This window comes from Rhodococcus sp. MS16, from assembly GCF_013277795.1.
GTDB classification, from domain to species: Bacteria; Actinomycetota; Actinomycetes; order Mycobacteriales; family Mycobacteriaceae; genus Rhodococcus_F; species Rhodococcus_F globerula.
The window spans coordinates 469,062-488,855 of sequence record NZ_VBTM01000005.1 but is presented as its reverse complement, the minus strand read 5'-3'; the positions used below and the strand labels follow the sequence as shown (position 1 = coordinate 488,855).

Annotated in this window: 22 protein-coding genes; 15 read left to right on the top strand and 7 right to left on the bottom strand. The window is 62.3% G+C overall.

Annotated features, from left to right (window positions below):
* The first annotated feature begins 93 nt into the window (after window positions 1–93).
* From FEZ60_RS15160 to pyrE, 3 genes are read left to right on the top strand one after another with little or no spacing between them, the layout of a single operon-like run.
* Window positions 94–1,023, top strand: a complete 930-nt coding sequence (locus tag FEZ60_RS15160) for a hypothetical protein (RefSeq protein WP_242484653.1) — start codon at window positions 94–96, stop codon at window positions 1,021–1,023.
* Window positions 1,024–1,072: 49 nt separating this feature from the next.
* On the top strand, window positions 1,073–1,873 hold the full coding sequence (locus FEZ60_RS15155) for an SDR family oxidoreductase (protein ID WP_172936390.1): 801 nt from the start codon (window positions 1,073–1,075) through the stop codon (window positions 1,871–1,873).
* A gap of 56 nt (window positions 1,874–1,929) precedes the next feature.
* Entirely contained in the window at window positions 1,930–2,463 is a 534-nt protein-coding gene (pyrE, locus tag FEZ60_RS15150; RefSeq protein ID WP_033235674.1) for an orotate phosphoribosyltransferase, read from the top strand.
* Between the two features lie 42 nt (window positions 2,464–2,505).
* Here the strand turns inward: pyrE and FEZ60_RS15145 are convergent, their stop codons facing one another.
* Together FEZ60_RS15145 and FEZ60_RS15140 are read right to left on the bottom strand one after the other, a co-directional pair.
* The gene (locus FEZ60_RS15145) at window positions 2,506–2,955 is read right to left on the bottom strand and encodes a MarR family transcriptional regulator (RefSeq protein ID WP_033235673.1); all 450 of its coding nucleotides are present in this window, start codon (window positions 2,953–2,955) and stop codon (window positions 2,506–2,508) included.
* A gap of 63 nt (window positions 2,956–3,018) precedes the next feature.
* Window positions 3,019–3,573, bottom strand: a complete 555-nt coding sequence (locus FEZ60_RS15140; protein WP_172936389.1) for a TetR/AcrR family transcriptional regulator — start codon at window positions 3,571–3,573, stop codon at window positions 3,019–3,021.
* Between the two features lie 64 nt (window positions 3,574–3,637).
* On the opposite strand from FEZ60_RS15140, the gene FEZ60_RS15135 reads away from it, so the two are divergent.
* The 6 genes from FEZ60_RS15135 (at window position 3,638) to FEZ60_RS15110 (ending at window position 8,404) form a co-directional block, all read left to right on the top strand.
* Window positions 3,638–4,318: a 1-acyl-sn-glycerol-3-phosphate acyltransferase gene (locus tag FEZ60_RS15135; protein WP_172936646.1), complete on the top strand. Its 681-nt coding sequence runs from the start codon at window positions 3,638–3,640 to the stop codon at window positions 4,316–4,318.
* Between the two features lie 63 nt (window positions 4,319–4,381).
* The gene (locus FEZ60_RS15130) at window positions 4,382–5,092 is read left to right on the top strand and encodes a lysoplasmalogenase family protein (protein WP_033235670.1); all 711 of its coding nucleotides are present in this window, start codon (window positions 4,382–4,384) and stop codon (window positions 5,090–5,092) included.
* Window positions 5,085–5,867 carry an SDR family oxidoreductase gene (locus tag FEZ60_RS15125; protein WP_172936388.1) on the top strand — a complete coding sequence of 261 codons (783 nt, stop codon included), beginning with the start codon at window positions 5,085–5,087 and terminating at the stop codon, window positions 5,865–5,867. The genes FEZ60_RS15130 and FEZ60_RS15125 overlap by 8 nt, the downstream gene beginning before the upstream one ends.
* 74 nt (window positions 5,868–5,941) lie before the next feature.
* Window positions 5,942–6,535 (top strand): DUF6636 domain-containing protein, encoded by a 594-nt coding sequence (locus FEZ60_RS15120; RefSeq protein ID WP_172936645.1) that lies wholly within the window; start codon window positions 5,942–5,944, stop codon window positions 6,533–6,535.
* The gene (locus tag FEZ60_RS15115) at window positions 6,535–7,215 is read left to right on the top strand and encodes a TrmH family RNA methyltransferase (protein WP_172936387.1); all 681 of its coding nucleotides are present in this window, start codon (window positions 6,535–6,537) and stop codon (window positions 7,213–7,215) included. Before FEZ60_RS15120 ends, FEZ60_RS15115 begins: the two co-directional genes overlap by 1 nt.
* Window positions 7,216–7,282: 67 nt before the next feature.
* Window positions 7,283–8,404, top strand: a complete 1,122-nt coding sequence (locus FEZ60_RS15110) for a glycoside hydrolase family 76 protein (RefSeq protein WP_095886821.1) — start codon at window positions 7,283–7,285, stop codon at window positions 8,402–8,404.
* Between the two features lie 65 nt (window positions 8,405–8,469).
* On the opposite strand, the gene FEZ60_RS15105 is transcribed toward FEZ60_RS15110, so the two are convergent.
* Window positions 8,470–9,132 carry a DedA family protein gene (locus FEZ60_RS15105; protein WP_033235666.1) on the bottom strand — a complete coding sequence of 221 codons (663 nt, stop codon included), beginning with the start codon at window positions 9,130–9,132 and terminating at the stop codon, window positions 8,470–8,472.
* Between the two features lie 31 nt (window positions 9,133–9,163).
* A complete protein-coding gene (locus FEZ60_RS15100) occupies window positions 9,164–9,898 on the bottom strand; it encodes a VTT domain-containing protein (RefSeq protein WP_033235665.1) in 735 nt (244 codons plus the stop codon).
* A gap of 182 nt (window positions 9,899–10,080) precedes the next feature.
* Between FEZ60_RS15100 and fbaA the strand changes: the two genes are divergently transcribed.
* The gene (gene fbaA / locus FEZ60_RS15095; protein WP_033235664.1) at window positions 10,081–11,118 is read left to right on the top strand and encodes a class II fructose-bisphosphate aldolase; all 1,038 of its coding nucleotides are present in this window, start codon (window positions 10,081–10,083) and stop codon (window positions 11,116–11,118) included.
* 80 nt (window positions 11,119–11,198) lie between these two features.
* On the opposite strand, the gene FEZ60_RS15090 is transcribed toward fbaA, so the two are convergent.
* Window positions 11,199–11,984, bottom strand: coding sequence for a nuclear transport factor 2 family protein (locus tag FEZ60_RS15090; RefSeq protein WP_172936386.1), 786 nt, complete (start codon window positions 11,982–11,984; stop codon window positions 11,199–11,201).
* 123 nt (window positions 11,985–12,107) lie between these two features.
* Here FEZ60_RS15090 and FEZ60_RS15085 point away from each other — a divergent pair, with 123 nt between their 5' ends.
* From FEZ60_RS15085 to FEZ60_RS15075, 3 genes are all read left to right on the top strand, one after another.
* Window positions 12,108–12,524: a DUF3151 domain-containing protein gene (locus FEZ60_RS15085; protein WP_033235662.1), complete on the top strand. Its 417-nt coding sequence runs from the start codon at window positions 12,108–12,110 to the stop codon at window positions 12,522–12,524.
* Complete coding sequence (locus FEZ60_RS15080) at window positions 12,511–13,656, top strand: FUSC family protein (RefSeq protein ID WP_033235661.1); 1,146 nt, start codon at window positions 12,511–12,513, stop codon at window positions 13,654–13,656. The genes FEZ60_RS15085 and FEZ60_RS15080 overlap by 14 nt, the downstream gene beginning before the upstream one ends.
* An 84-nt stretch (window positions 13,657–13,740) precedes the next feature.
* Window positions 13,741–14,670 (top strand): cation diffusion facilitator family transporter, encoded by a 930-nt coding sequence (locus FEZ60_RS15075; RefSeq protein WP_095886820.1) that lies wholly within the window; start codon window positions 13,741–13,743, stop codon window positions 14,668–14,670.
* Here FEZ60_RS15075 and FEZ60_RS15070 read toward each other — a convergent pair.
* Window positions 14,660–15,124, bottom strand: a complete 465-nt coding sequence (locus FEZ60_RS15070; RefSeq protein ID WP_172936644.1) for a pyridoxamine 5'-phosphate oxidase family protein — start codon at window positions 15,122–15,124, stop codon at window positions 14,660–14,662. The two genes, FEZ60_RS15075 and FEZ60_RS15070, sit on opposite strands and share 11 nt — an antisense overlap.
* Before the next feature lie 64 nt (window positions 15,125–15,188).
* Here FEZ60_RS15070 and FEZ60_RS15065 point away from each other — a divergent pair, with 64 nt between their 5' ends.
* A complete protein-coding gene (locus FEZ60_RS15065) occupies window positions 15,189–16,145 on the top strand; it encodes a YafY family protein (RefSeq protein ID WP_172936385.1) in 957 nt (318 codons plus the stop codon).
* Window positions 16,146–16,154: 9 nt separating this feature from the next.
* On the opposite strand, the gene FEZ60_RS15060 is transcribed toward FEZ60_RS15065, so the two are convergent.
* Window positions 16,155–17,939 carry a helix-turn-helix domain-containing protein gene (locus FEZ60_RS15060; protein ID WP_172936384.1) on the bottom strand — a complete coding sequence of 595 codons (1,785 nt, stop codon included), beginning with the start codon at window positions 17,937–17,939 and terminating at the stop codon, window positions 16,155–16,157.
* Window positions 17,940–18,127: 188 nt separating this feature from the next.
* Here FEZ60_RS15060 and FEZ60_RS15055 point away from each other — a divergent pair, with 188 nt between their 5' ends.
* Window positions 18,128–19,759 carry a methane monooxygenase gene (locus tag FEZ60_RS15055; RefSeq protein WP_138869958.1) on the top strand — a complete coding sequence of 544 codons (1,632 nt, stop codon included), beginning with the start codon at window positions 18,128–18,130 and terminating at the stop codon, window positions 19,757–19,759.
* The last annotated feature ends 35 nt before the right edge of the window (window positions 19,760–19,794 follow it).

Genomic DNA, 19,794 nt, shown 5'->3' with positions numbered 1-19,794 from the left:
GAAGGTAACGCCGCCACACCGATCAGGTGACAGTTCTCGGGGTGTTGCGGGAGGTTGTCGTCGGAAGTCGCTAGGCTGGCTGTGATGACTGGAATGTGGTTCGGACTCGCATTAGTGGCACTCGCAGGCGCGGGTGCGCTTCTGTACGTCGATAGAACAAGACGTGATCAATCCGGCCGCGTACGTCAGATTTGGGCAAAAGCGCAGGGCTACACGTACACCGGTGCTGATGATCAGCTTGCCGGCGAGTGGCATCGCGCAGCGATGGCCAAGCAGGACTACCTGACCGCAACCGATGTTGTGCGTGGCACAAGACGTGGTGAGCAGTTTGTGCTCTTCGACCTCGAGGAAACAGCAACCATCGTGGCGGTTCGACGCGAAGTCGGGTCTGACGTCGACATTGATCTACGGCTCAAATCGACGGCACCGCCCAAGGACGGCGACCTCAATCTCCTGGGCGCAATCGGTCCGCGCGTCGTGTTTGCAACCGACCTCGAAATCGCTCGCCGGGTCTGTGACCAGCGCATGGTCGCCTTCACCGAATCAGTACCCCCGGCAATCAGCATGCTGTGGAGCGAAGGTCGCTGGACCCTCGGCTCCCTTCCGGTCTCGAGCACCGGCCGCGATTGGGATGCTGCCATCGAAGCTGTCGCACGGCTGTCCGGCATCCTGCACGTACTCCCTCCCGTCACGGATCCGCGTGAACTCGAAGTCGATCACGACCCGACCCGGCCCCGCCCCCGCAGCGACAAATCCGATGCACCGCTGAACCGCGAAGCGCCGCAGGCCGTTCGTAGTGCACCGCAGGCACCGCCGGTCGTTCGTGGCGCGCAGCAGGCACCACGCCGGGAGGCTCCGGAGTCGCAGCGTCGAGAGGCTCCAGAGTCGCAGCGTCGCGAGGAGTCGGACGTGCCCCGTCGAACCGCCCCGGAATTGCCCCGCCGGGAGTTTCCCGCCCCGTCGACCACGCCGAAACCCAACCCCGGCACACAGCGCTCGGGAACCGTACGCCCTGTCGATTGAGCCGCGTGTAAGCCCACCTTTCGAGGCCTGACGCACTAGCGTGGCCGGTATGTCGTCATCGAACTCGGATCGCCCTGCGCGTCCTGTAGCCCTGGTCACCGGTCCCACCTCAGGTCTGGGTGCCGGGTTTGCCAAGAAATATGCGTCGCTCGGCTACGACCTGGTGCTTGTCGCCCGAGACGAAGTGAGATTGCGTGATCTTGCCTCCGAGCTGTCCGCGATGTTCGGTACCGAATCCGAAATTCTGGTGTCCGACCTCGCCACGGAATCTGGCCGTGACGCGGTCGCCGACCGATTGGCCCGCGGCGTCGACGTTCTGGTCAACAACGCCGGGTTCGGTACCTCCGGTGAATTCTGGACCGCTGATCCAGCACTTCTGCAAGCTCAACTCGACGTCAACGTCACCGCCGTCATGCGCCTGACCCGTGCGGCGTTGCCCAGCATGATCGCGTCGGCGAACGGAACCATCGTCAATGTCGCAAGTGTGGCGGGATTGCTGTCCGGGCGCGGTTCGACGTATTCGGCCAGCAAGGCGTATGTGATCTCGTTCACCGAAGGTTTGTCCGGCGGCCTGGCCGGAACCGGCGTTCGGGTTCAAGCGCTGTGCCCGGGGTTCATCCGCACCGAGTTTCACGAGCGAGCCGGAATCGAAATGTCATCGATCCCGAAGCCGATGTGGTTGAGCGTCGATCAGGTGGTCGCGACGTCGATGAAGGATCTCGGCGACAACAAGGTCATCAGCATTCCCGGGATTCAGTACAAGATTCTCACCACTGCCGGGCGTCTGGTTCCGAAGGGCTTGGTACGTAAGATGACCAACCTTGTCGGACGTGGGCGGGGTAGGACGTAGATACAGGTCGCGCGGAGATTATTGCCTCGGCGCTGTGGTCGGTAGGCTGAGCACTCATGAGCGATCGTGAGGATTTGGCTGCGCTGGTGCGCGAACTGGCTGTTGTGCACGGAAAGGTGACGTTGTCTTCGGGCAAGGAAGCCGACTACTACGTGGATCTTCGCCGCGCGACGCTTCACCACAAGGCAGGGCCGTTGATCGGCTCGCTGCTGCGTGAACTTGTTGCAGACTGGGATTTCGACGCCGTTGGCGGTTTGACGATGGGTGCAGACCCGGTCGCGATGGCAGTGATGCACGCGCCCGGCCGTCCAATCGACGCGTTTGTCGTCCGCAAGGCTGCCAAGGCCCACGGAATGCAGCGTCAGATCGAGGGACCCGATGTGGTCGGCAAGCGTGTTCTGGTTGTCGAGGACACCACGACCACGGGCAACTCTCCGCTCACCGCGGTGAAGGCACTTCGTGAAGCGGGCGCCATCGTGGTCGGTGTGGCAACCGTGGTGGATCGCGCGACCGGCGCCGACGCCGTAATCGGTGCAGAGGGCGTGGAATACCGCTCGCTTCTGGGCCTGGACGATCTCAACTTGGGCTAGCGCCCCGTGCGCCTTTCTGGTAGTTCGCGCTACCGGAAAGGCTCACAGGGCCGAAGGCCTTGCCGACGTGATCATCGATCGCAGCTCGGCCAACCCCACGGTCAGGCGTTCGATCTGCTCGGGTTCGAGGTCCGCAAAATGCGGAATCAGGGCATCAGCGATGGCATGTCGACCGTCGGCTAGGGTCTTTCGTCCCACATCGGTCATCGCGACCAGTACGGCGCGGGCGTCGTCCGGATCCGGGCGCCGCTCGACCAACCCTCGCTCACCGAGTGTGCGCATCACCGCAGTTGCGGAGGGTTGTGAGCAGTGATCGATCTTGGCGAAGTCGCTGATCCGCATTTCGCCGTATTCCTCGAGCAACGCCAATGCGCGGAGCCAGGTCCGGGGGTAACGGTCGGCAGCAAGTGACGTCGCCATTTTTGTGAAGCGATGGGTATTGCTCACCAAGTCGACCAGTAGGTCGTGCAATCTCTGTTCCTGATCGGGCACGTTCGAATCCTTCCATAAGGTAATGATTGTGTAAACGAGTCTTTGGCGACAGTTGGTATTCGTTCAGGGGAGATGTGCAACCACAGTCGACCTGACCAATTCTTCGATGACGAGGCCAGGGGTCACGAGGCTCAGACTGCGGTTCGCGGCCAACACTGCAATTCCGTGCGTTCCCGTCCAGATCTTCAGTGCAGTCGCGTTCGGATCCGAGGCTTGGTCTGCTTCGGCCAGAGTCCGCAGAGCCTCGAAGAGTGGAAGCGACGTTGCCCGGAGGTTCGCGCCGGCGCCTTCGAGTAGATCGTGGCGGAACATCAGCTCGAACATCGCCGGTCGCTCCTGCGCAAAAGCGACGTATTCGATTGCGGCAGAGATCAATCGGTGTCGCGCAGGCGTGGGGGCGTCGAGTATCGGTGCGAGCCTTGCCCCCAAGTCACGTAGGCCCTGTGAGGCAATTGCCGCAAGTAGGCTGTTGTGTGTCGGGAAATAGCGTCTGGGCGCCCCGTGTGACACGCCGGCTCGACGGGTTATCTCTCGTAACGTCAGGGCGGCGAGGCCGTTGGTGTCGAGAATGTCGACGCCCGTGGCGACGAGGGTGTCGCGGAGTGTGGTGGCAGACATGGGAGACAGTGTCTACCATCTAGGTGCGTAGACAGTGTCTACTCTCACTGATTGGGGTGTTGGCGTGCTGTATCGACTGTTCAAGTACATCTTGATAGGACCGGTTCTGTGGGTCTTCGGACGCCCCACGATCGAGGGGCACCGCAACATCCCGCGAAAGGGGCCGGTGATACTTGCCGGTAATCACCGGGCTGTTGTCGACTCGTTCTTCCTGGTTCTGAAAGTGCGCCGACGGATCACCTTTGTCGCCAAGAGCGAGTACTTCACCGGTTCCGGCATCAAGGGCGCGTTGCAGCGCTGGTTCTTCGGCGGCGCAGGTCAAGTTCCCATCGACCGCAGTGGCGCCGACGCCTCGCGGGCCGCACTGGATACTGCCGTCGGAATCCTCGAACGGGGTGGTGTGTGGGCGATCTATCCCGAGGGAACACGATCGCCGGACGGTCGCCTGCACAAAGGCAAAACGGGGGTGATCCGGGTTGCGCTGGAAACGGGTGTCCCCGTTATCCCGGTTGTTGTTCACGGAGGCGACGCGGTGAACCCGCCTGGCACCAGGATGTGGCGATTCAGCAAGGTGCACGTCAGTGTTGGCAAGCCGATCGACTTCTCCCGCTACCGAGAACTGCGGACCCATCAGGCTGTTGTGCGCGCGGCAACCGACGAGTTGATGGCGGCACTGTGCGAGCGGTCCGGGCAGGAATACGTCGACCTGTACGGGGCTGACGTCAAATCTCGTGATTCCCTCTGAATTACCCAGTACGGTCGTCTTGGACGCGTAACCAACAGCGCGCAACCAACAGGAGGACTGGGCATGGCAGGCAAGTGGGGCATCGAGCACGCGGTTTTTGCGGCGGCAACGGCGGCAACGGTGGCTGGGGCGGTGCTCGGCAACGAGCGTGTTCAGCAGATTGCCAAGCCGTTGATTGCGCCGTCGCTCGCGGTCAGGGTGCTGCGCAAGCGATCCGAGACGGATACCGCCGATACTGCGCTGCTCTTGGCAGGTCTTGCTGCGGCAACGATCGGTGATGTGTTCATGATCGACCCGGATAACGATGCTCGCCTGGTGAAGGGTGCGTCTTCGTTTGCCGTCATGCAGTCGAGCTATTCGGCGCTTCTGTTGCGTCGTGGTGCCAGGCCGACGAGGGCTGCGCTCAAGCCTCGGATGAGCGGGTGGTCCACGGCTTCCGGGTTGCTGCGTGCAAAAGCTCCCGAGGTCTCGATGCCGTTGACCGCGTACGGATTGCTGCTGGGAACCACGTCGACGTTGTCCGCAGATCCGGCTTTGTCGCCGGGGGCGAAGACGGTGCTGGACGTGGTGGTGCCTGGCGAGGAGCGGCGATCCTGGCTGGGTGTGGGCGGCGTGCTGTTCACCGCATCCGACGGTCTGATTGTGGTGCGGCGCTTGTTCATTCGCGGCAAGGCCGGCCGCGCGGCCGCTGAGGGTGTGATACTGGCGTCGTATGCGGCAGCTCAGTTGATGCTTGTCGAAGGAATGCTTGCTCTCGGTCGCAAAAATGCCTGAGCGGAGCATCTTCATTACCGGGGCGGCGTCGGGAATCGGCCGTGAGGCCGCGTTGTTGTTTGCGCGCAACGGTTATCGGGTTGGCTGCTATGACATCGACGAGTCCGGGTTGACGACTCTGGCCGCCGAGATCAACAGGTTCGGGGGTGTGGCCGTGACCGGCGCACTCGACGTGACGGACCCGGAGCAGTGGTCGACGCAATTGGCTGACTTTGTCGGTGCCTCGGGTCGCCTCGACATCCTGGTCAACAACGCCGGTGTTCTGTCGTCGGGGAAGTTCGAGAGTATTTCCCTTGCTGCGCATCGCCGCATGGTCGATATCAACGTCACCGGCGTTCTCAATGGAACGCACACGGCGTTTTCGTATCTGCGTGAAACGCCGGGTGCTCAGGTTGTGAATATGTGCTCGGCGTCGGCCATTTACGGACAGCCTGAACTGGCGACATATGGGGCCACGAAGTTCGCGGTCCGAGGACTGACGGAGGCACTTGACCTCGAATGGGCCGAACACGACATCCGAGTGATTGCACTGTGGCCTCTCTTCGTGCAGACGGCCATGGTCACCGGAATGGATACCGGTTCGACGCGATCGCTTGGAATCAAGCTCACTGCAACGGAAGTCGCGCAGGAACTCTGGGATGCGACGCGCGGCGCCGGACGCATGCCCAAGGTTCACTATCCGGTGGGAGGGCAAGCGAAAGTGCTTCTTGCCGCGTCGCGATTCTCGCCTGCGTGGTTGTCGAGGTTGACGAACAAACGTTTAACCGGAACGTAATCGAACTCGCGATATAGTTCGGAATCGTTTTGTGGGCCGGGTTGAGGCAGAAGACATGGGTGGAGGTAGTCGCGGTGGTTCGTGTCCGGGTGGGATTGCTGTGTCTGAGTGTGGGTTCGGCGGTACTGCTCACTGGTTGTGGTGGTGACGCGCAGTCTGCGCCGACGCCGACCACGCAATCCAGTACGGCAGTCTCGACCACGCCCCAGGTGACGACGACCGTTCCGGTACCTATCACAACGACGACGATCCCGCCCACAACTGTGCCGCCGACAACCACATTGACGGACGTGCACTTCGAGCGCAACGAGTCCTACTACTTCACTACTCCGGACGGGAACTTCCAGTGCGGCATCATCAGATTGCCCACCCGCATCGAAGCCGGGTGTGAGGGAACGACAACTCCGGTGCCGCCGCGCCCGGACAGTTGCATGGTGAACTGGGGCAACGGAATTCGTGTTCAAGATGAGGGTGAAGGTGCCTTCATGTGCTCTGGTGGCCCGGTGTACATGTCCGGCGGACCCGAAGCTGATCCGGTGCTTCCGCCCGGAACGCCACTGTCTAAGCTGGGCTTCACATGTACTACCACGGCGACGGATGTCTCGTGTGTCAACGAGCAGACCACACACGGATTCACCGTGGCTGCCGATTCCAACGAGGTGTTCTGATGTCCGACGTGAGCGTAGAACCGGCCGACGAGGTCGGTCCGACAGAATGGGGCGAAAACCCGAACGGCGTCGGCCCGTGGGCGGAGTTTCACGGGACGGACCTCCCCACCGACGAGCGTTACGACCCGCTGCTTCTGCTGGAGGGTGACCGTCGAAACGTGTTGGACGAGTACAGGTACTGGACACGCGAGGCGATTGTCGATGACATCGACTCGCGGCGTCATCCGATGCACGTGGCCATCGAGAATTTTGCGCACGACGCCAACATCGGCACCGTGGTTCGTACTGCCAACGCGTTTGCCGCAGCGGCCGTGCATATCGTGGGCCGGCGACGGTGGAACCGCCGCGGCGCCATGGTCACCGATCGGTACCAACACATCGTTCACCATGCTGACATCGGCGAGTTGGTCGAGTACGCACGTGAGAATTCGCTCACTATCGTTGCCGTCGACAACACCCCCGGATCGGTACCACTCGAAACCGCGAGCCTGCCGAGAGACTGCATTCTGCTGTTCGGCCAGGAGGGTCCAGGAGTGACCGAACTGGCGAAAGAGGTTGCGTCCATGACGGTATCGATTGCACAATTCGGCTCGACCCGCAGCATCAACGCCGGCGTCGCGGCAGGTATCGCGATGCATGCCTGGGTACGGGAGCACGCGGATCTTCGTAACTCCCGCTGACCTCGCCGGAGTCTGTTAGCTGGGTAGGCGCTAGCGCCGCAGGCTCCGAGGGGACAGGATATGTCTTATGCAGCAAGTGTGGGCGGAACGCGCAGATGCGGCCGAAGGAGCCATTGTCAGTCGGCATCTGCGACGGTTGTGGGCAATGCCGAGAACAGCGCTGGGTGTCGTGGCGTGGCCGGCGGTGCGCCGCGAGCGCATGTTCCGCCCGTGGCATTACTGGTGGCAGGCGCATCTGCTCGATACTGCCGTCGACGCGCTCGAACGTGACCCGACGCCCAAGCGTCGTCGTCGGATTGCCAAGGTTGCCCGCAGCGTCCGGGTCCGCAACGTCAGGTCCTGGACCAACAGCTACTACGACGACATGGCCTGGCTGGGGTTGTCGCTCGAACGCGCCCAACGGCTGTTTGCACTGGACCATCGCAGCGCCGTACAAGCTCTCGAATCTCAACTCTTCGACTCGTGGTCGCCGGAGGACGGTGGCGGAATTCCCTGGTGCAAGGGTTCCGACTTCTACAACACCCCGGCCAACGGCCCGGCCGGGATCATGCTTGCTCGGACTGGCAAGCTGTGGCGAGCTCAGGCGCACGCCGACTGGATCGAGGAGACTCTGCGTGATCCCGAATCGGGCCTGATCTTCGACGGTATCCGCCGCGACGGAACGCTCGAACGGGCCATTTACTCGTATTGCCAAGGAGTCACTCTCGGCCTGGAGACGGAACTGGCGACACGGTTGGGTGAACCGAGGCACCGCGAGCGGGTTCACGCCCTCGTCAACGCGGTCTACGACGGTTTGACCGATCGCGGCGTCATCACCGGAGGCGGCGGCGGTGACGGTGGCCTGTTCAACGCGATCCTGGTGCGGTATCTGGCGTTTGTCGTGGTCAACCTGACCTGGGAGAGCAACGAGGACATTCGGGCGAAGGAGATCGCCGCGCAGATCGTGCTGGCGTCGGCGGAAGCCGCCTGGAAGAACCGCCTCGAGGTGGAGGGGTTACCGCTGTTCGGTCACGACTGGACCCGCGACGCCACGCTGCCGAGGCTTTCCGGGGAACTGGCGACATTCACGGGAGGTTCGGTGCGATCGTCGAGCGTCCCGGAGCGTGACCTGTCAGTGCAGTTGGGCGGCTGGATGCTCATGGAAGCCGCATACGTCGTCTCAGCGGCGGGGTATCCGCGTAAACGCTGAGCGCCAGAGCCTCAGCCGCGTAAACGCTGAGCGCCAGAGCCTCAGCCGGGCAAACGCTAAAGGCGTCAGTCCAGAACTTCCTCGACCTCGACGTCCTCGGCGGGCCGGGCCATTTCCTTGCGGTACTGCCAGATGCCGAGACCGGTGCCGACGACCAGGCTCACGGTCATCACGATCAGGACCGCCGGCAGGAGCCAGGGGACACGATCGAGGAACGAGCCGCCGTAGAAGCCGATCAGCAGCAGAACCGGCGCCCAGATGATTGCGCCGATGGTGCTGGCCACGGTGTACCGCGTGTGGTTCATCTTGGCTGCGCCCGCGACCATCGGGCACAGGGTGCGAATCCAGGGGATCCACCGGGCGATCAGGACAGCCCAGAAGCCGTGTCTCTCCAGCAGGATGTTGACCCGGTGCAGGTTCTTCTCGGTGAAGTATTTGCCACCTTTGCGGGCCTTGATGTGGTTACCCGTTCGGTGACCGATGACGTACCCGACCTGATTGCCGGCAATGGCGGCGATCATGGCGCCCACCGAGAGAGCCCACACATGTCCGGCACCGGATTCGTGGCCGGCCAGCACAATTCCTGCAGTGATGAGGAGAGAATCGCCGGGAAGGAACAACCCCAGAATGATCGCGCATTCGATGAAGACGAATGTCACGACGATGATCCACACCAGCGCAGGACCAGCGGTTTCGAGGGGACCGAAACTGCCGGACGCGAGTGTCATGGTGGTCAGTTTCTTGCCTCGGTTCTGGTGATCAGTGAGTCGGTTCCTCGGTCACGGATTCCGAATTGTCCGTAGTTGAAGTATTCGCCGTTTCACCGCGTCGTGACGCGAGAAGGCGCTTTCCGATTTCGAAAACGATCGGCAGGACAGACACCAGGACGATCAAGATGAAGATGTAGTCGACGTTGTCGCGGATGAATTCGATCTGGCCGAGGAGGTAGCCGAGCATCGTGACGCCGGCACCCCACAGAATGCCACCGACGATGTTGTAGGTGAGGAAGAGCGAGTACTTCATCTTCGATGCGCCGGCGACAACCGGAGCGAACGTGCGCACGATCGGCACGAAGCGGGCCAGGATGATGGTGATCGGGCCGTGCTTCTCGAAGAATGCGTGCGACTCGTCGATGTACTTCTTCTTGAAGAACTTCGCGTCGTCGTTCTTGAACAGCGCAGTTCCACCCTTGGCGCCGATGTAGAAACCGACCTGGTCACCGAGGATCGCGGCAATCGGAATGGTCACCAACAGCACCCACAACGGCGCGAACGGTTCGATCTCGGTGGACTTGGACGCCGCGATCAACCCTGCGGTGAAGAGGAGGGAATCGCCGGGCAGGAGCGGAAACAGTAGGCCGGATTCGATGAAGACCACCAGAAGCAATCCCACCAGAACCCACGTTCCGAAGGAGTTCAAGAGGTTCACGGGATCGAGGAAGCCGGGCAGCAAGGCCAGGTTCGTCACGGATTCAGTTGCTGCCTGCACATTCACGGAGGCCAGACTACCGGGAGCGTCTGAGTGTTTCCCACCGCTGCAGGTCACCGCGTCGTCCACGTCACGGCGAGACCGCAAAGAGACGTGGCGACCACGACTTGCCATACTGCTAGGACCACACGAAGCGCTTTATACATCGTCGAGCGCTCCGAACGACACGTAAATGGAGGACTCCCGCCGTGCCTATCGCAACTCCCGAGGTCTATGCCGAGATGCTGAGTCGGGCCAAGGAGCATTCCTTTGCCTTCCCCGCTATCAACTGTGTCGGCTCCGAATCCATCAACGCAGCCATCAAGGGCTTTGCAGACGCCGGCAGTGACGGCATCATCCAGTTCTCGACCGGCGGTGCCGAGTTCGGTTCCGGTCTGGGCATCAAGGACATGGTTACCGGTGCTGCTGCACTCGCCGAGTTCGCGCACGTGATTGCCGCCAAGTACGACGTCACCATCGCGCTGCACACCGATCACTGCCCGAAGGACAAGCTGGACACGTTTGTGCGTCCACTGCTCGCCATCTCGCAGGAACGCGTCAACGCCGGCCGTAACCCGCTCTTCCAGTCCCACATGTGGGACGGATCGGCTGTCCCGATCGACGAGAACCTGGCGATCGCCAAGGAACTGCTTGCACTGTCGAAAGCTGCAAACATCATCCTCGAGGTCGAGATCGGTGTTGTCGGCGGCGAAGAAGACGGCGTCGAAGCCGAGATCAACGACAAGCTGTACACCTCGAAGGAAGACTTCGAGAAGACGGTCGACGCTCTGGGCGTCGGCGAGCAGGGCAAGTACCTCCTCGCTGCCACCTTCGGCAACGTGCACGGTGTGTACAAGCCGGGCAACGTCAAGCTCAAGCCCGAGGTTCTCGACGAGGGCCAGCGCGTTGCCGCAGCGAAGCTCGGCCTCGCTGCCGGCTCGCAGCCGTTCGACTTCGTGTTCCACGGTGGATCGGGCTCGCTGAAGTCCGAGATCGAGGCTTCGCTGAACTTCGGCGTCGTGAAGATGAACGTCGACACCGACACGCAGTACGCGTTCTCGCGTCCGATCGCGGGTCACTTCTTCACCAACTACGACGGCGTCCTCAAGGTCGACGGTGAGGTCGGAAACAAGAAGGCTTACGACCCGCGCAGCTACCTCAAGAAGGCCGAAGCAGGCATGACTGCTCGTGTCATCGAGGCGTGCAACGACCTGAAGTCGGCCGGCCGCTCGGTGTCCGGAGGCTAGAACTGCTCGATCGAAAAACTGTGCGCGCCCACGAAGTCGAAGACTTCGTGGGCGCGCACAGTTGGTTATGGTTCGAGTGTTTAACCGGTCTGGCTCGGGTCGCAGACCTTCCAGGTTCCGTCCTGGCGTTCCAGATCGAAGGTTCGCCACGACCGTTCCCCGGTTGCCGGGATGCTCGCCTCAACTTGGGCGATAGCGGTGTCGTCGGTGATTCGGACGGCGTCGACGGCGCTGACCTGGGGAATCGTCTTCTGCGTTACCGCATTCTGGTGGACCTTGGCAAAAGCGTCGTCCGGGACGGACTGGTAGTAGTCGGCGAGAGAACCACACGTTGCGGTGCGCAGAGCGGCAATGTCACCGGACGCGAGAGCGTCGACGTACGTGCTGATCGCCGTTTGGACCTTAGCTTCCGGTGAGTTTTCCCCGCTGCTGCTCTCGGACGAGACATACAGAGCGACGCCGATCGCGGCCACGATGGCGACAGCGGCTGCTCCCGCGGCGATGTACCACCCCTTGCCACCGCGCTTCGTCTGCTCCGGCGCGGCCGGCTCGATTCGAGTGGGAAGAGGCTGCTGCGGCGGAATTCCGGCTGCTACTCCGACGCGTTGCGGCGCGGCGCGGACCGGCTGTGGTGCCTTGGGCTGCGGCGACGGACGTGGCGGCGACTGACGTTGCGGTGCCTGGGGCGGCGGCATCTGGGGCTGCTGTGCCTTGGGAATGGCTACGGTTGCGGGCTCAGGCGCCGGGGGCTTCGGAGACGCCTTGGGGATCGCGACGGTGGCGGGTTCAGTCGGCGTCGAACTTTCCGGCGCGCCCTGTTTTTCCGGCGCGCCCTTTGTCGAGTTGTCGTCTTTCGAGTCCGGCACCGGTCATCCTTCGGTCTGGGGCAATTGACGTCCCCAGCGTAACGATCGGTCGAATCCGGTCGTAACGGCGACCACGGGTGAGGCGGTCCGGTGCCCACGGACCGCAGCGGGCACAATAAGCCCATGACCCAATTCGGTGACCTGCTCGGACCCAAGCCCACTCTGCTTCCCGGCGACGACGACGCGGAATCGGCCCTGCTCAACCACGCTGATCCGGCTCAGGTAGCGGCTGATCATCCCACTGCGTCCATCGCGTGGGCTTATCTGGCCGAGGCCGCATTCGAGAGCGGCGCAACCATCACCGCGTACGCCTACGCGCGTACCGGCTACCACCGCGGACTCGATCAGCTTCGTCGCAATGGTTGGAAGGGCTTCGGGCCCGTCCCGTACAGCCATGAGCCCAATCGCGGTTTCCTCCGTTGTGTAGCAGTGCTGGCCAAGGCCGCGCAGTCGATCGGTGAGACAGACGAGTATGCCCGCTGCCTGGACCTGCTCGAGGATTGCGACCCCAACGCTGCCGAAGCGCTTGGCGTCGGTTAGCAGTTTCCGTCCGAGCGCGTCGAGCATCAAGGACCGCGCTCGCAAGTCGGGGCGCCGGCTGAGAACGTCGGCGCTACCGATTCTTCAATGCGCACTGGCCGCAGGGTTGGCGTGGTGGGTTGCCACCACGGTGATCGGGCACCACGCGCCGTTCTTTGCGCCCATTGCCGCTGTCGTGTCGCTCGGGCTGTCGTTGGGTGCTCGCCTGCGTCGCTCGTTCGAGTTGGTGGCCGGTGTGACGGTCGGCATCGGTATCGGCGATCTGATCATTTCCGGTATCGGCAGCGGCGCGTGGCAGATCAGCCTGGTGGTGGTGCTGGCGATGTCGGTGGCGGTCTTGCTGAACAGCGGCCCCATCTTCTCGATGCAGGCCGGTAACTCGGCTGTGCTGGTGGCGACGTTGATTCCGCCAGGGGGTACCGGCGGAATCGACCGCATGATCGACGCACTGGTCGGTGGTTTGGTGGGCATCGCGGTGGTCGCCATCATCCCCACACATCCCGTGCGACGCGCTCGTAAGGATGCAGCGGCGATTCTCGCGACGTCGTCGGAGGTGTTGGCGTTGGTGGCCGACGGATTGCGAGCCAACGATCCGGAGCCGATAGTGAAGGCTCTCCGTAAGGCCCGCGCGACGCAGTCGGCGATCGACGGATTGCGCACCAATCTCAAAGGCGGGCAGGAGATCAGTCGGATCTCGCCGCTGTACTGGAACACTCGCCCGCGGCTCGAACGACTCATGGCGACAGCCGATCCCATCGACAACGCGATGCGCAACATTCGAGTTCTGTCGCGGCGTTCCCTGACGTTGGTCAGGGACGACGAAATTCTTGATCCACGTCTGGTGACCCAGGTGGAGAAATTGTCCAAGGCCGTCGACGTCTTGAGGGAAATGATCCTGGCGGAACCGGGGGAGCAGCCTGATCAGGCGGAGGCCGCCCGGGTGCTACGTTCGGTGGCCAAGGAACTGAAGCCGGCAATTGTGGAGACTGCCGGCCTGTCTGCGACGGTGGTGTTCGCGCAGATCCGCTCGCTGGTTGTCGACTTACTGCAGGTGGCGGGGATGAAGCGTATTTCGGCAATCGCTACGTTGCCGCCCACTGTGGAGAAACCGGCGTACCAGCCTGAACACTGACCTTTGTCCCGCTCACCGAGCAACCCGTTGTATATATGCGAATGTATGCATATGATCGGGAGAACTCAGGAGGTAAGCGGTCATATGGGGTCAGGGCACGGTCATTCTCACGGTCACACGGCGGCAGATTCGGTCGGAGTAGGACCGAGTCCGACGCGCATCCGGAAGATGGTGATCGCACTCGCGATCCTGGTTGCCTTCCTCGTTCTCGAGGCGACCGTCGGCTTGCTCATCGGCTCACTGGCTCTGCTCGCCGACGCCGGCCACATGCTCACCGATGTTGTCGGCATGGCCATGGGGTTGACAGCGCTTCTGCTCGCCAAGAAGGGGAGCACCACCGCTGCACGGACTTTCGGCTGGCATCGCGCCGAGGTCCTCACAGCGATGGCCAACGCGGCCATGCTCTTGGCCGTTGCGGCGTGGGTGATGTACGAGGCAATCGGCCGCATCGGTGACGAACCCGAGATTCCCGGCGGTGCCCTCATCATCACAGCCGCCGCGGGTCTGCTCGCCAATATCGTGGTCATGCTCATGTTGCGTGGCGACTCCAAAGACAGCCTCGCCGTGCGCGGCGCTTACCTCGAAGTGCTCGCGGATGCCGTTGGCAGCGTCGGTGTTCTGATCGCCGGCGCCGTGGTTCTCCTGTTCGGCTGGACGTGGGCAGACATCGTTGTCGGTGTGCTCATCTCGCTGTGGGTGGTTCCCCGCGCACTCAAGTTGGCGGCCGCGTCGCTGCGCATTCTGACGCAGGCGTCGCCGGCCGATGTCGATGTCGAAACCGTCGAAGCCGATCTGGCCGCGCTACCCAATGTCAAGGGCGTGCACGATCTGCACATCTGGACCCTGACGACGGGAATGGACGTTGCGACAGTGCATTTGACCAGCGACGCCGATTCTTCCCACGTTCTCGAATCCGCCCGCGCGGTCTTGGAAAGTCACGGGCTTTCGCACGCGACAGTGCAGGTGGAATCGTGCGCCAACGGCGAGCATTGCGAGAAGAACGTCACTTGGTGAACCGGGTGATCTCCTTTCCCGGCTTCCAGAGGTCCACGTACATATGTTCGTCGTCGACGGTCGTATGGACTACCTCGTCGATGTCGAGGACAAAGAGGTGCAGGGGTTTCGGAACGTCGTAGGTGTAACTGGCAAGAACGGCCTCGAACTCCTCGCCGGTCACCTCTCGTGCGGTTCCGGCGATCTTCGCGTCGCCGCCCTCCATCGTGTGCTCGCCGGGATTGCTGTGGAGGGCGTAGCGCCCGTCGCGGATGAGGTCCTTTGCCTTGAGAGCGCCGAACATCGATCCGAGCACCAGACGCCCGTCGAGCATTTCCACCTCGGTGCCACTGACCCGCGGTGAACCGTCCTTGCGCAGGGTTGCGAGCACGTGATGCTTGTGGGCCTTGAATCGAGCTTCGACGGCTGTGGCTAGGGCGGGAACTTCTTCGGAGAACTGCTTCCAGGTGACCATGACGGTCATTCTGCACCCCTATTCCTGACAACTTCTGTCAGTGATTCTCGGTAATGTTCGCTCCATGAGATCCGCGCGCCTGCTTCAACTCATGTTGCGATTGCAGGGCAGTCGAGGAGTTGTAGCCGAGCAGTTGGCCGGCGAGTTCGGGGTGTCGGTACGGACGATCTACCGCGATGTGGCCTCGTTGTCCGCTGCCGGTGTGCCGATCTGGACCGAAAGTGGCCCGGGCGGCGGTATCCGCTTGCTCGACGGCTGGCAATCCAAGCTATCGGGAATGACAGACGACGAGACGTCGGCGCTGATGCTGCTGGGCGTGCCTTCCATCGCCGCCGATCTGGGCCGGACGGATTCCGCGGACGGCGCGGCCGCAAAACTGCTGGATACGATGCCGCCGAGCCTGCGGAAAGGCGCGCGGTTGTGGCAGGACCGCATTCTTGTGGACGTCCCCGGATGGTTCGGTGGCAGCGACGATATCTCGGCACTGCCGACTATTGCGTCCGCGGTGCTGGATTCACGCCGGGTACATTTCACTTACCGTGACAAACAACGGACGGTTGATCCGCTCGGTCTCGTGATCAAGGCCGGGGTCTGGTATCTGGTGGCACGTCTGGGCGGTCGAACTCTGTCGTTTCGGGTCGGCCGAATCACCGGCCCCGTGGTGTGTGACGAATTATCCGACAGGCCTGCGGATTTCGATTTGGCGACATGGTGGGCGGCATCCATGGCGGAGTTCGACCGTTCGCTGTTGCGTTTCAGCTGTCGGATTCGATTGTCGCCCAACGGTCGGCGAAGACTCCCCGATGCGGTGGGAGTCGAGGCGTCGCGAGTGGTGCCAGGTCCACCTGATTCGGCCGGATGGATGGACGTCGAATTGAGATTGGAAAGCCCTGAAGTTGCGCTCTCTCAGTTGATCGGTTTGGGTGCGGACGTCGAAGTGCTGGAACCGTTGTCGCTGCGCGATGCCCTGTGCGCGGTGGCGGAGCAGATGGCGGCGCGCCACCAGAGCACTGGGCGGTGACCGCGTCGTTCACTGGGGTGCGGAATGGACGGCCGGGGCGCGGTAGATGATGCCGAAACCGCGGATCTTTCGGTAGATCGTGGCCCGTGACATACCCAATGCCTGTGCAGCAGCCGTTTTGTCGCCGGCATGGAGTGCAAGAGCATCAACTATCGCATCGCGCTCGAGTGACTGCAGCTGAGTCAGGTTCCGGCGGGTGGTCGCTCGGCATTCCGAGGGCAAAGCGTCGGGTTCCACGACGCCCGAGCGACGGAGGCGATGGATCTCGTAGAGGACGCTTCGCAGGTGTGCGACGTTTCCTCGCCAGGCGAGTCGGCTGAGTTGGTTCAACGACGCGGCAGAGAGAGTGAGGTCCGGGGCGCCGAGCGTCCGCAGTAGCGCCGGTACCAACTCTGGGATGTCCTCGATGTGGTAGCGCAGGGGCGGCACACTGATCGACTTCGGAAAGAGTCGAAGCAGTGCGGATGTGGCGCTGGGCTCCTGTGGATACATGGTCAGTGCCACCCAAGGCTCGCGGGGGAGTGACCCTTGTTCGACTTCTTGCAGTAATTGGCTCAGTTCGCCGAGATCGTTGTCGCTCAAGGTGTGTGCGTGGAGAACGGCTAAGTCTGATCCGCCGGCCAGTTCGGCTGTGGCATGAGTGAGGAGGTCTTCGGCGCCGAGTGTGGCCGCGTCGAGCACCGCTAGTTGGTGTGTGCCCGAAACATGTTCGTGCGCTGCCCGAATCAGCGTCGTCTTGCCGACGCCGGGTTCGCCCTCGAGAACAAGCCATTCTCGCCTCCGGCAACTCTCGACGACGCCGTGAACCGTGCGGCGCCACACGGCACTGCTGCCGGTTACTGTGCGCAGGATCGGGGTGCTCACCATGTGCGCGGTGCGGGTGGCGAGTTGTTCCGTGATCCGCACGATGCCGCCCGCCAACTTGTCGCCCACAAACGTCGGCTGGTACGACAGCCGTGCGGTGGCTCCGCTCGGCAGGTCGGTGAGCATCGTGAAGGATTTGGCCTGTCCGCGAGCGTCACGGATGCGGTCGATGATCGCGGCCTGATCGTGTGAGTCGAATTGCTGTTGTGTCAGCGCGTTGATCATCAGGACTTCGTCACCGAGTGCGATCACAGGCTGGCCGGTATGGCTGACTGCGTGGTAGTCGCTCAGCACGGCTCGGTCGTGCTCGTTGGCGTCGTCGAGAATCCGCTCTTTGATGCGCGCCGCGGCGAGTTTGGCAAACGAGAGCAGCAGTGCGTTCATGTGTTCCGACTTGGTGGTCAGGTCGACGACACCCAGGACGGCTCCAGTGAGGGGATGGGTGACAAGCGCGCCGGCGCAGGAGAACGAGCGGAGCAGTCCACTGAAATGTTCGCTTCCATCGATGACAACGGGAGCGCCGACTTCGAGCGCGGTGCCGATTCCGTTGGTTCCGACTTGTGATTCCGCGTACCGAAACCCGGGCGCGAGGTCGACGCGGTCGAGAGCGGCAAGCAAACTGCGGTCACCGCCGTGGCGGCTGAGCACGGTACCCGAGGCGTCCGTGAGTATCAGGGACACCGGTTCGTTGTCGATCTCGGCCGAGAGAGCGGATAAAACGGGATACGCGGCGCGGGTCAGAACGGTGTCGACCGGAACCTGCTCGACGTAGGCAGCCGTCGGTTCGTCCGTCTCGCCGAGTGCGTCGCGTGAGCGCGACCATGAAACGCGAAGCCAGTGGCGTAGTTCGAGCTCGGCGGGTTCAGTGGAATTGATCGAAGGAAAGTGCGGGGGCACAGCTACTTTCGAGGTCCCGAGATTGTGGGCCATCGTCGATCTCCTGGGGTCGGCTTTGCGTGCGTTAAGCGTGCTGTTTGTGGCTCGGCCAGCGTAAAAAGCGATATGTGTGACTTCAATCTCAAACTGAGACGTCTGAGATGTATGCCACAAGGTTGAGTGAATTACACAACGTCCCCCCAAGCCGGCACAAGGCCGGCACTCGATCTAGGAGGCGCACATTGAGTAAGCAGAGCCTGACAAAGGCCCACGCGAAGATCAGCGAGTTGACCTGGGATCCGACATTTGCAACCCCGGCTACCCGATTCGGCACCGATTACACGTTCGAGAAGGCTCCGAAGAAGGACCCTCTCAAACAGATCATGCGGTCATACTTCCCGATGGAGGAAGAGAAGGACAACAGGGTCTACGGCGCTATGGACGGCGCGATCCGCGGCAATATGTTCCGCCAGGTCCAACAGCGTTGGATGGAGTGGCAGAAGCTGTTCCTGTCGATCATTCCGTTCCCGGAGATCTCCGCCGCCAGGGCTATGCCGATGGCCATCGACGCCGTGCCGAACCCGGAAATTCACAACGGTTTGGCGGTCCAGATGATCGACGAGGTACGGCACTCGACGATTCAGATGAATCTCAAGAAGCTCTACATGAACAACTACATCGACCCGGCCGGGTTCGACATGACCGAGAAGGCGTTCGCGAACAACTACGCGGGCACGATCGGCCGGCAGTTCGGTGAAGGTTTCATCACCGGCGACGCGATCACGGCGGCCAATATCTATCTGACGGTTGTCGCGGAGACGGCGTTCACGAACACACTGTTCGTCGCGATGCCAGACGAAGCCGCCGCAAACGGTGATTACCTGCTGCCCACCGTGTTTCACTCGGTGCAGTCTGACGAGTCGCGGCACATCTCCAACGGTTATTCGATTCTGTTGATGGCCCTGGCCGACGAGCGTAACCGTCCGCTGCTCGAGCGAGACCTGCGCTACGCGTGGTGGAACAACCACTGTGTCGTGGACGCCGCGATTGGCACGTTCATCGAATACGGCACCAAGGACCGCCGCAAGGACCGCGAGAGCTACGCCGAGATGTGGCGTCGGTGGATCTACGACGACTACTACCGCAGCTACCTGATTCCGTTGGAGAAGTACGGCCTGACCATCCCGCACGATCTGGTCGAGGAAGCCTGGAATCGCATCACGAACAAGGGATACGTGCACGAGGTTGCGCGCTTCTTCGCAACAGGATGGCCGGTCAACTACTGGCGGATCGACACGATGACCGACAAGGACTTCGAGTGGTTCGAGCACAAGTATCCCGGTTGGTACTCGAAGTACGGCAAGTGGTGGGAGGAGTACAACCGCCTCGCTTACCCCGGCCGGAACAAGCCGATCGCATTCGAGGAAGTGGGATACCAGTACCCGCATCGGTGCTGGACCTGCATGGTGCCTGCGCTCATTCGTGAAGACATGGTTGTGGAGAAGGTCGACAACCAGTGGCGAACCTACTGCTCGGAAACGTGCTACTGGACCGACGCGGTGGCCTTCCGTGAGGAGTATCAGGGCAGGCCGACGCCGAACATGGGTCGGCTCACCGGATTTCGTGAGTGGGAAACCCTGCACCACGACAAGGATCTCGCGGACATCGTCAAAGACCTCGGTTACGTCCGAGACGACGGGAAGACCCTGGTCGGCCAGCCGCATCTGCACCTGGACGACCCGAAGAAGCTGTGGACTCTCGACGACGTTCGTGGCAACACGTTCATGAGCCCGAATGTGCTCTTGAACCAGATGTCCGACGCCGAACGCATCGCCCATATCGCGGAATACCGCGCCGGGGCGACTCCGGCCTGAGCGCCGTATCCAGTTTCGTCAGGCGGCGTGTGGCA

Excerpts from the sequence above, each read along its gene's own strand:
- FEZ60_RS15160 (WP_242484653.1), top strand. The coding sequence starts at position 94 with ATGTGGTTCGGACTCGCATTAGTGGCACTCGCAGGCGCGGGTGCGCTT.
- FEZ60_RS15155 (WP_172936390.1), top strand. The coding sequence starts at position 1,073 with ATGTCGTCATCGAACTCGGATCGCCCTGCGCGTCCTGTAGCCCTGGTC.
- pyrE (WP_033235674.1), top strand. The coding sequence starts at position 1,930 with ATGAGCGATCGTGAGGATTTGGCTGCGCTGGTGCGCGAACTGGCTGTT.
- FEZ60_RS15140 (WP_172936389.1), bottom strand. The coding sequence starts at position 3,573 with ATGTCTGCCACCACACTCCGCGACACCCTCGTCGCCACGGGCGTCGAC.
- FEZ60_RS15130 (WP_033235670.1), top strand. The coding sequence starts at position 4,382 with ATGGCAGGCAAGTGGGGCATCGAGCACGCGGTTTTTGCGGCGGCAACG.
- FEZ60_RS15125 (WP_172936388.1), top strand. The coding sequence starts at position 5,085 with ATGCCTGAGCGGAGCATCTTCATTACCGGGGCGGCGTCGGGAATCGGC.
- FEZ60_RS15115 (WP_172936387.1), top strand. The coding sequence starts at position 6,535 with ATGTCCGACGTGAGCGTAGAACCGGCCGACGAGGTCGGTCCGACAGAA.
- FEZ60_RS15110 (WP_095886821.1), top strand. The coding sequence starts at position 7,283 with ATGCAGCAAGTGTGGGCGGAACGCGCAGATGCGGCCGAAGGAGCCATT.
- FEZ60_RS15105 (WP_033235666.1), bottom strand. The coding sequence starts at position 9,132 with ATGACACTCGCGTCCGGCAGTTTCGGTCCCCTCGAAACCGCTGGTCCT.
- FEZ60_RS15085 (WP_033235662.1), top strand. The coding sequence starts at position 12,108 with ATGACCCAATTCGGTGACCTGCTCGGACCCAAGCCCACTCTGCTTCCC.
- FEZ60_RS15075 (WP_095886820.1), top strand. The coding sequence starts at position 13,741 with ATGGGGTCAGGGCACGGTCATTCTCACGGTCACACGGCGGCAGATTCG.
- FEZ60_RS15070 (WP_172936644.1), bottom strand. The coding sequence starts at position 15,124 with ATGGTCACCTGGAAGCAGTTCTCCGAAGAAGTTCCCGCCCTAGCCACA.
- FEZ60_RS15065 (WP_172936385.1), top strand. The coding sequence starts at position 15,189 with ATGAGATCCGCGCGCCTGCTTCAACTCATGTTGCGATTGCAGGGCAGT.
- FEZ60_RS15060 (WP_172936384.1), bottom strand. The coding sequence starts at position 17,939 with ATGGCCCACAATCTCGGGACCTCGAAAGTAGCTGTGCCCCCGCACTTT.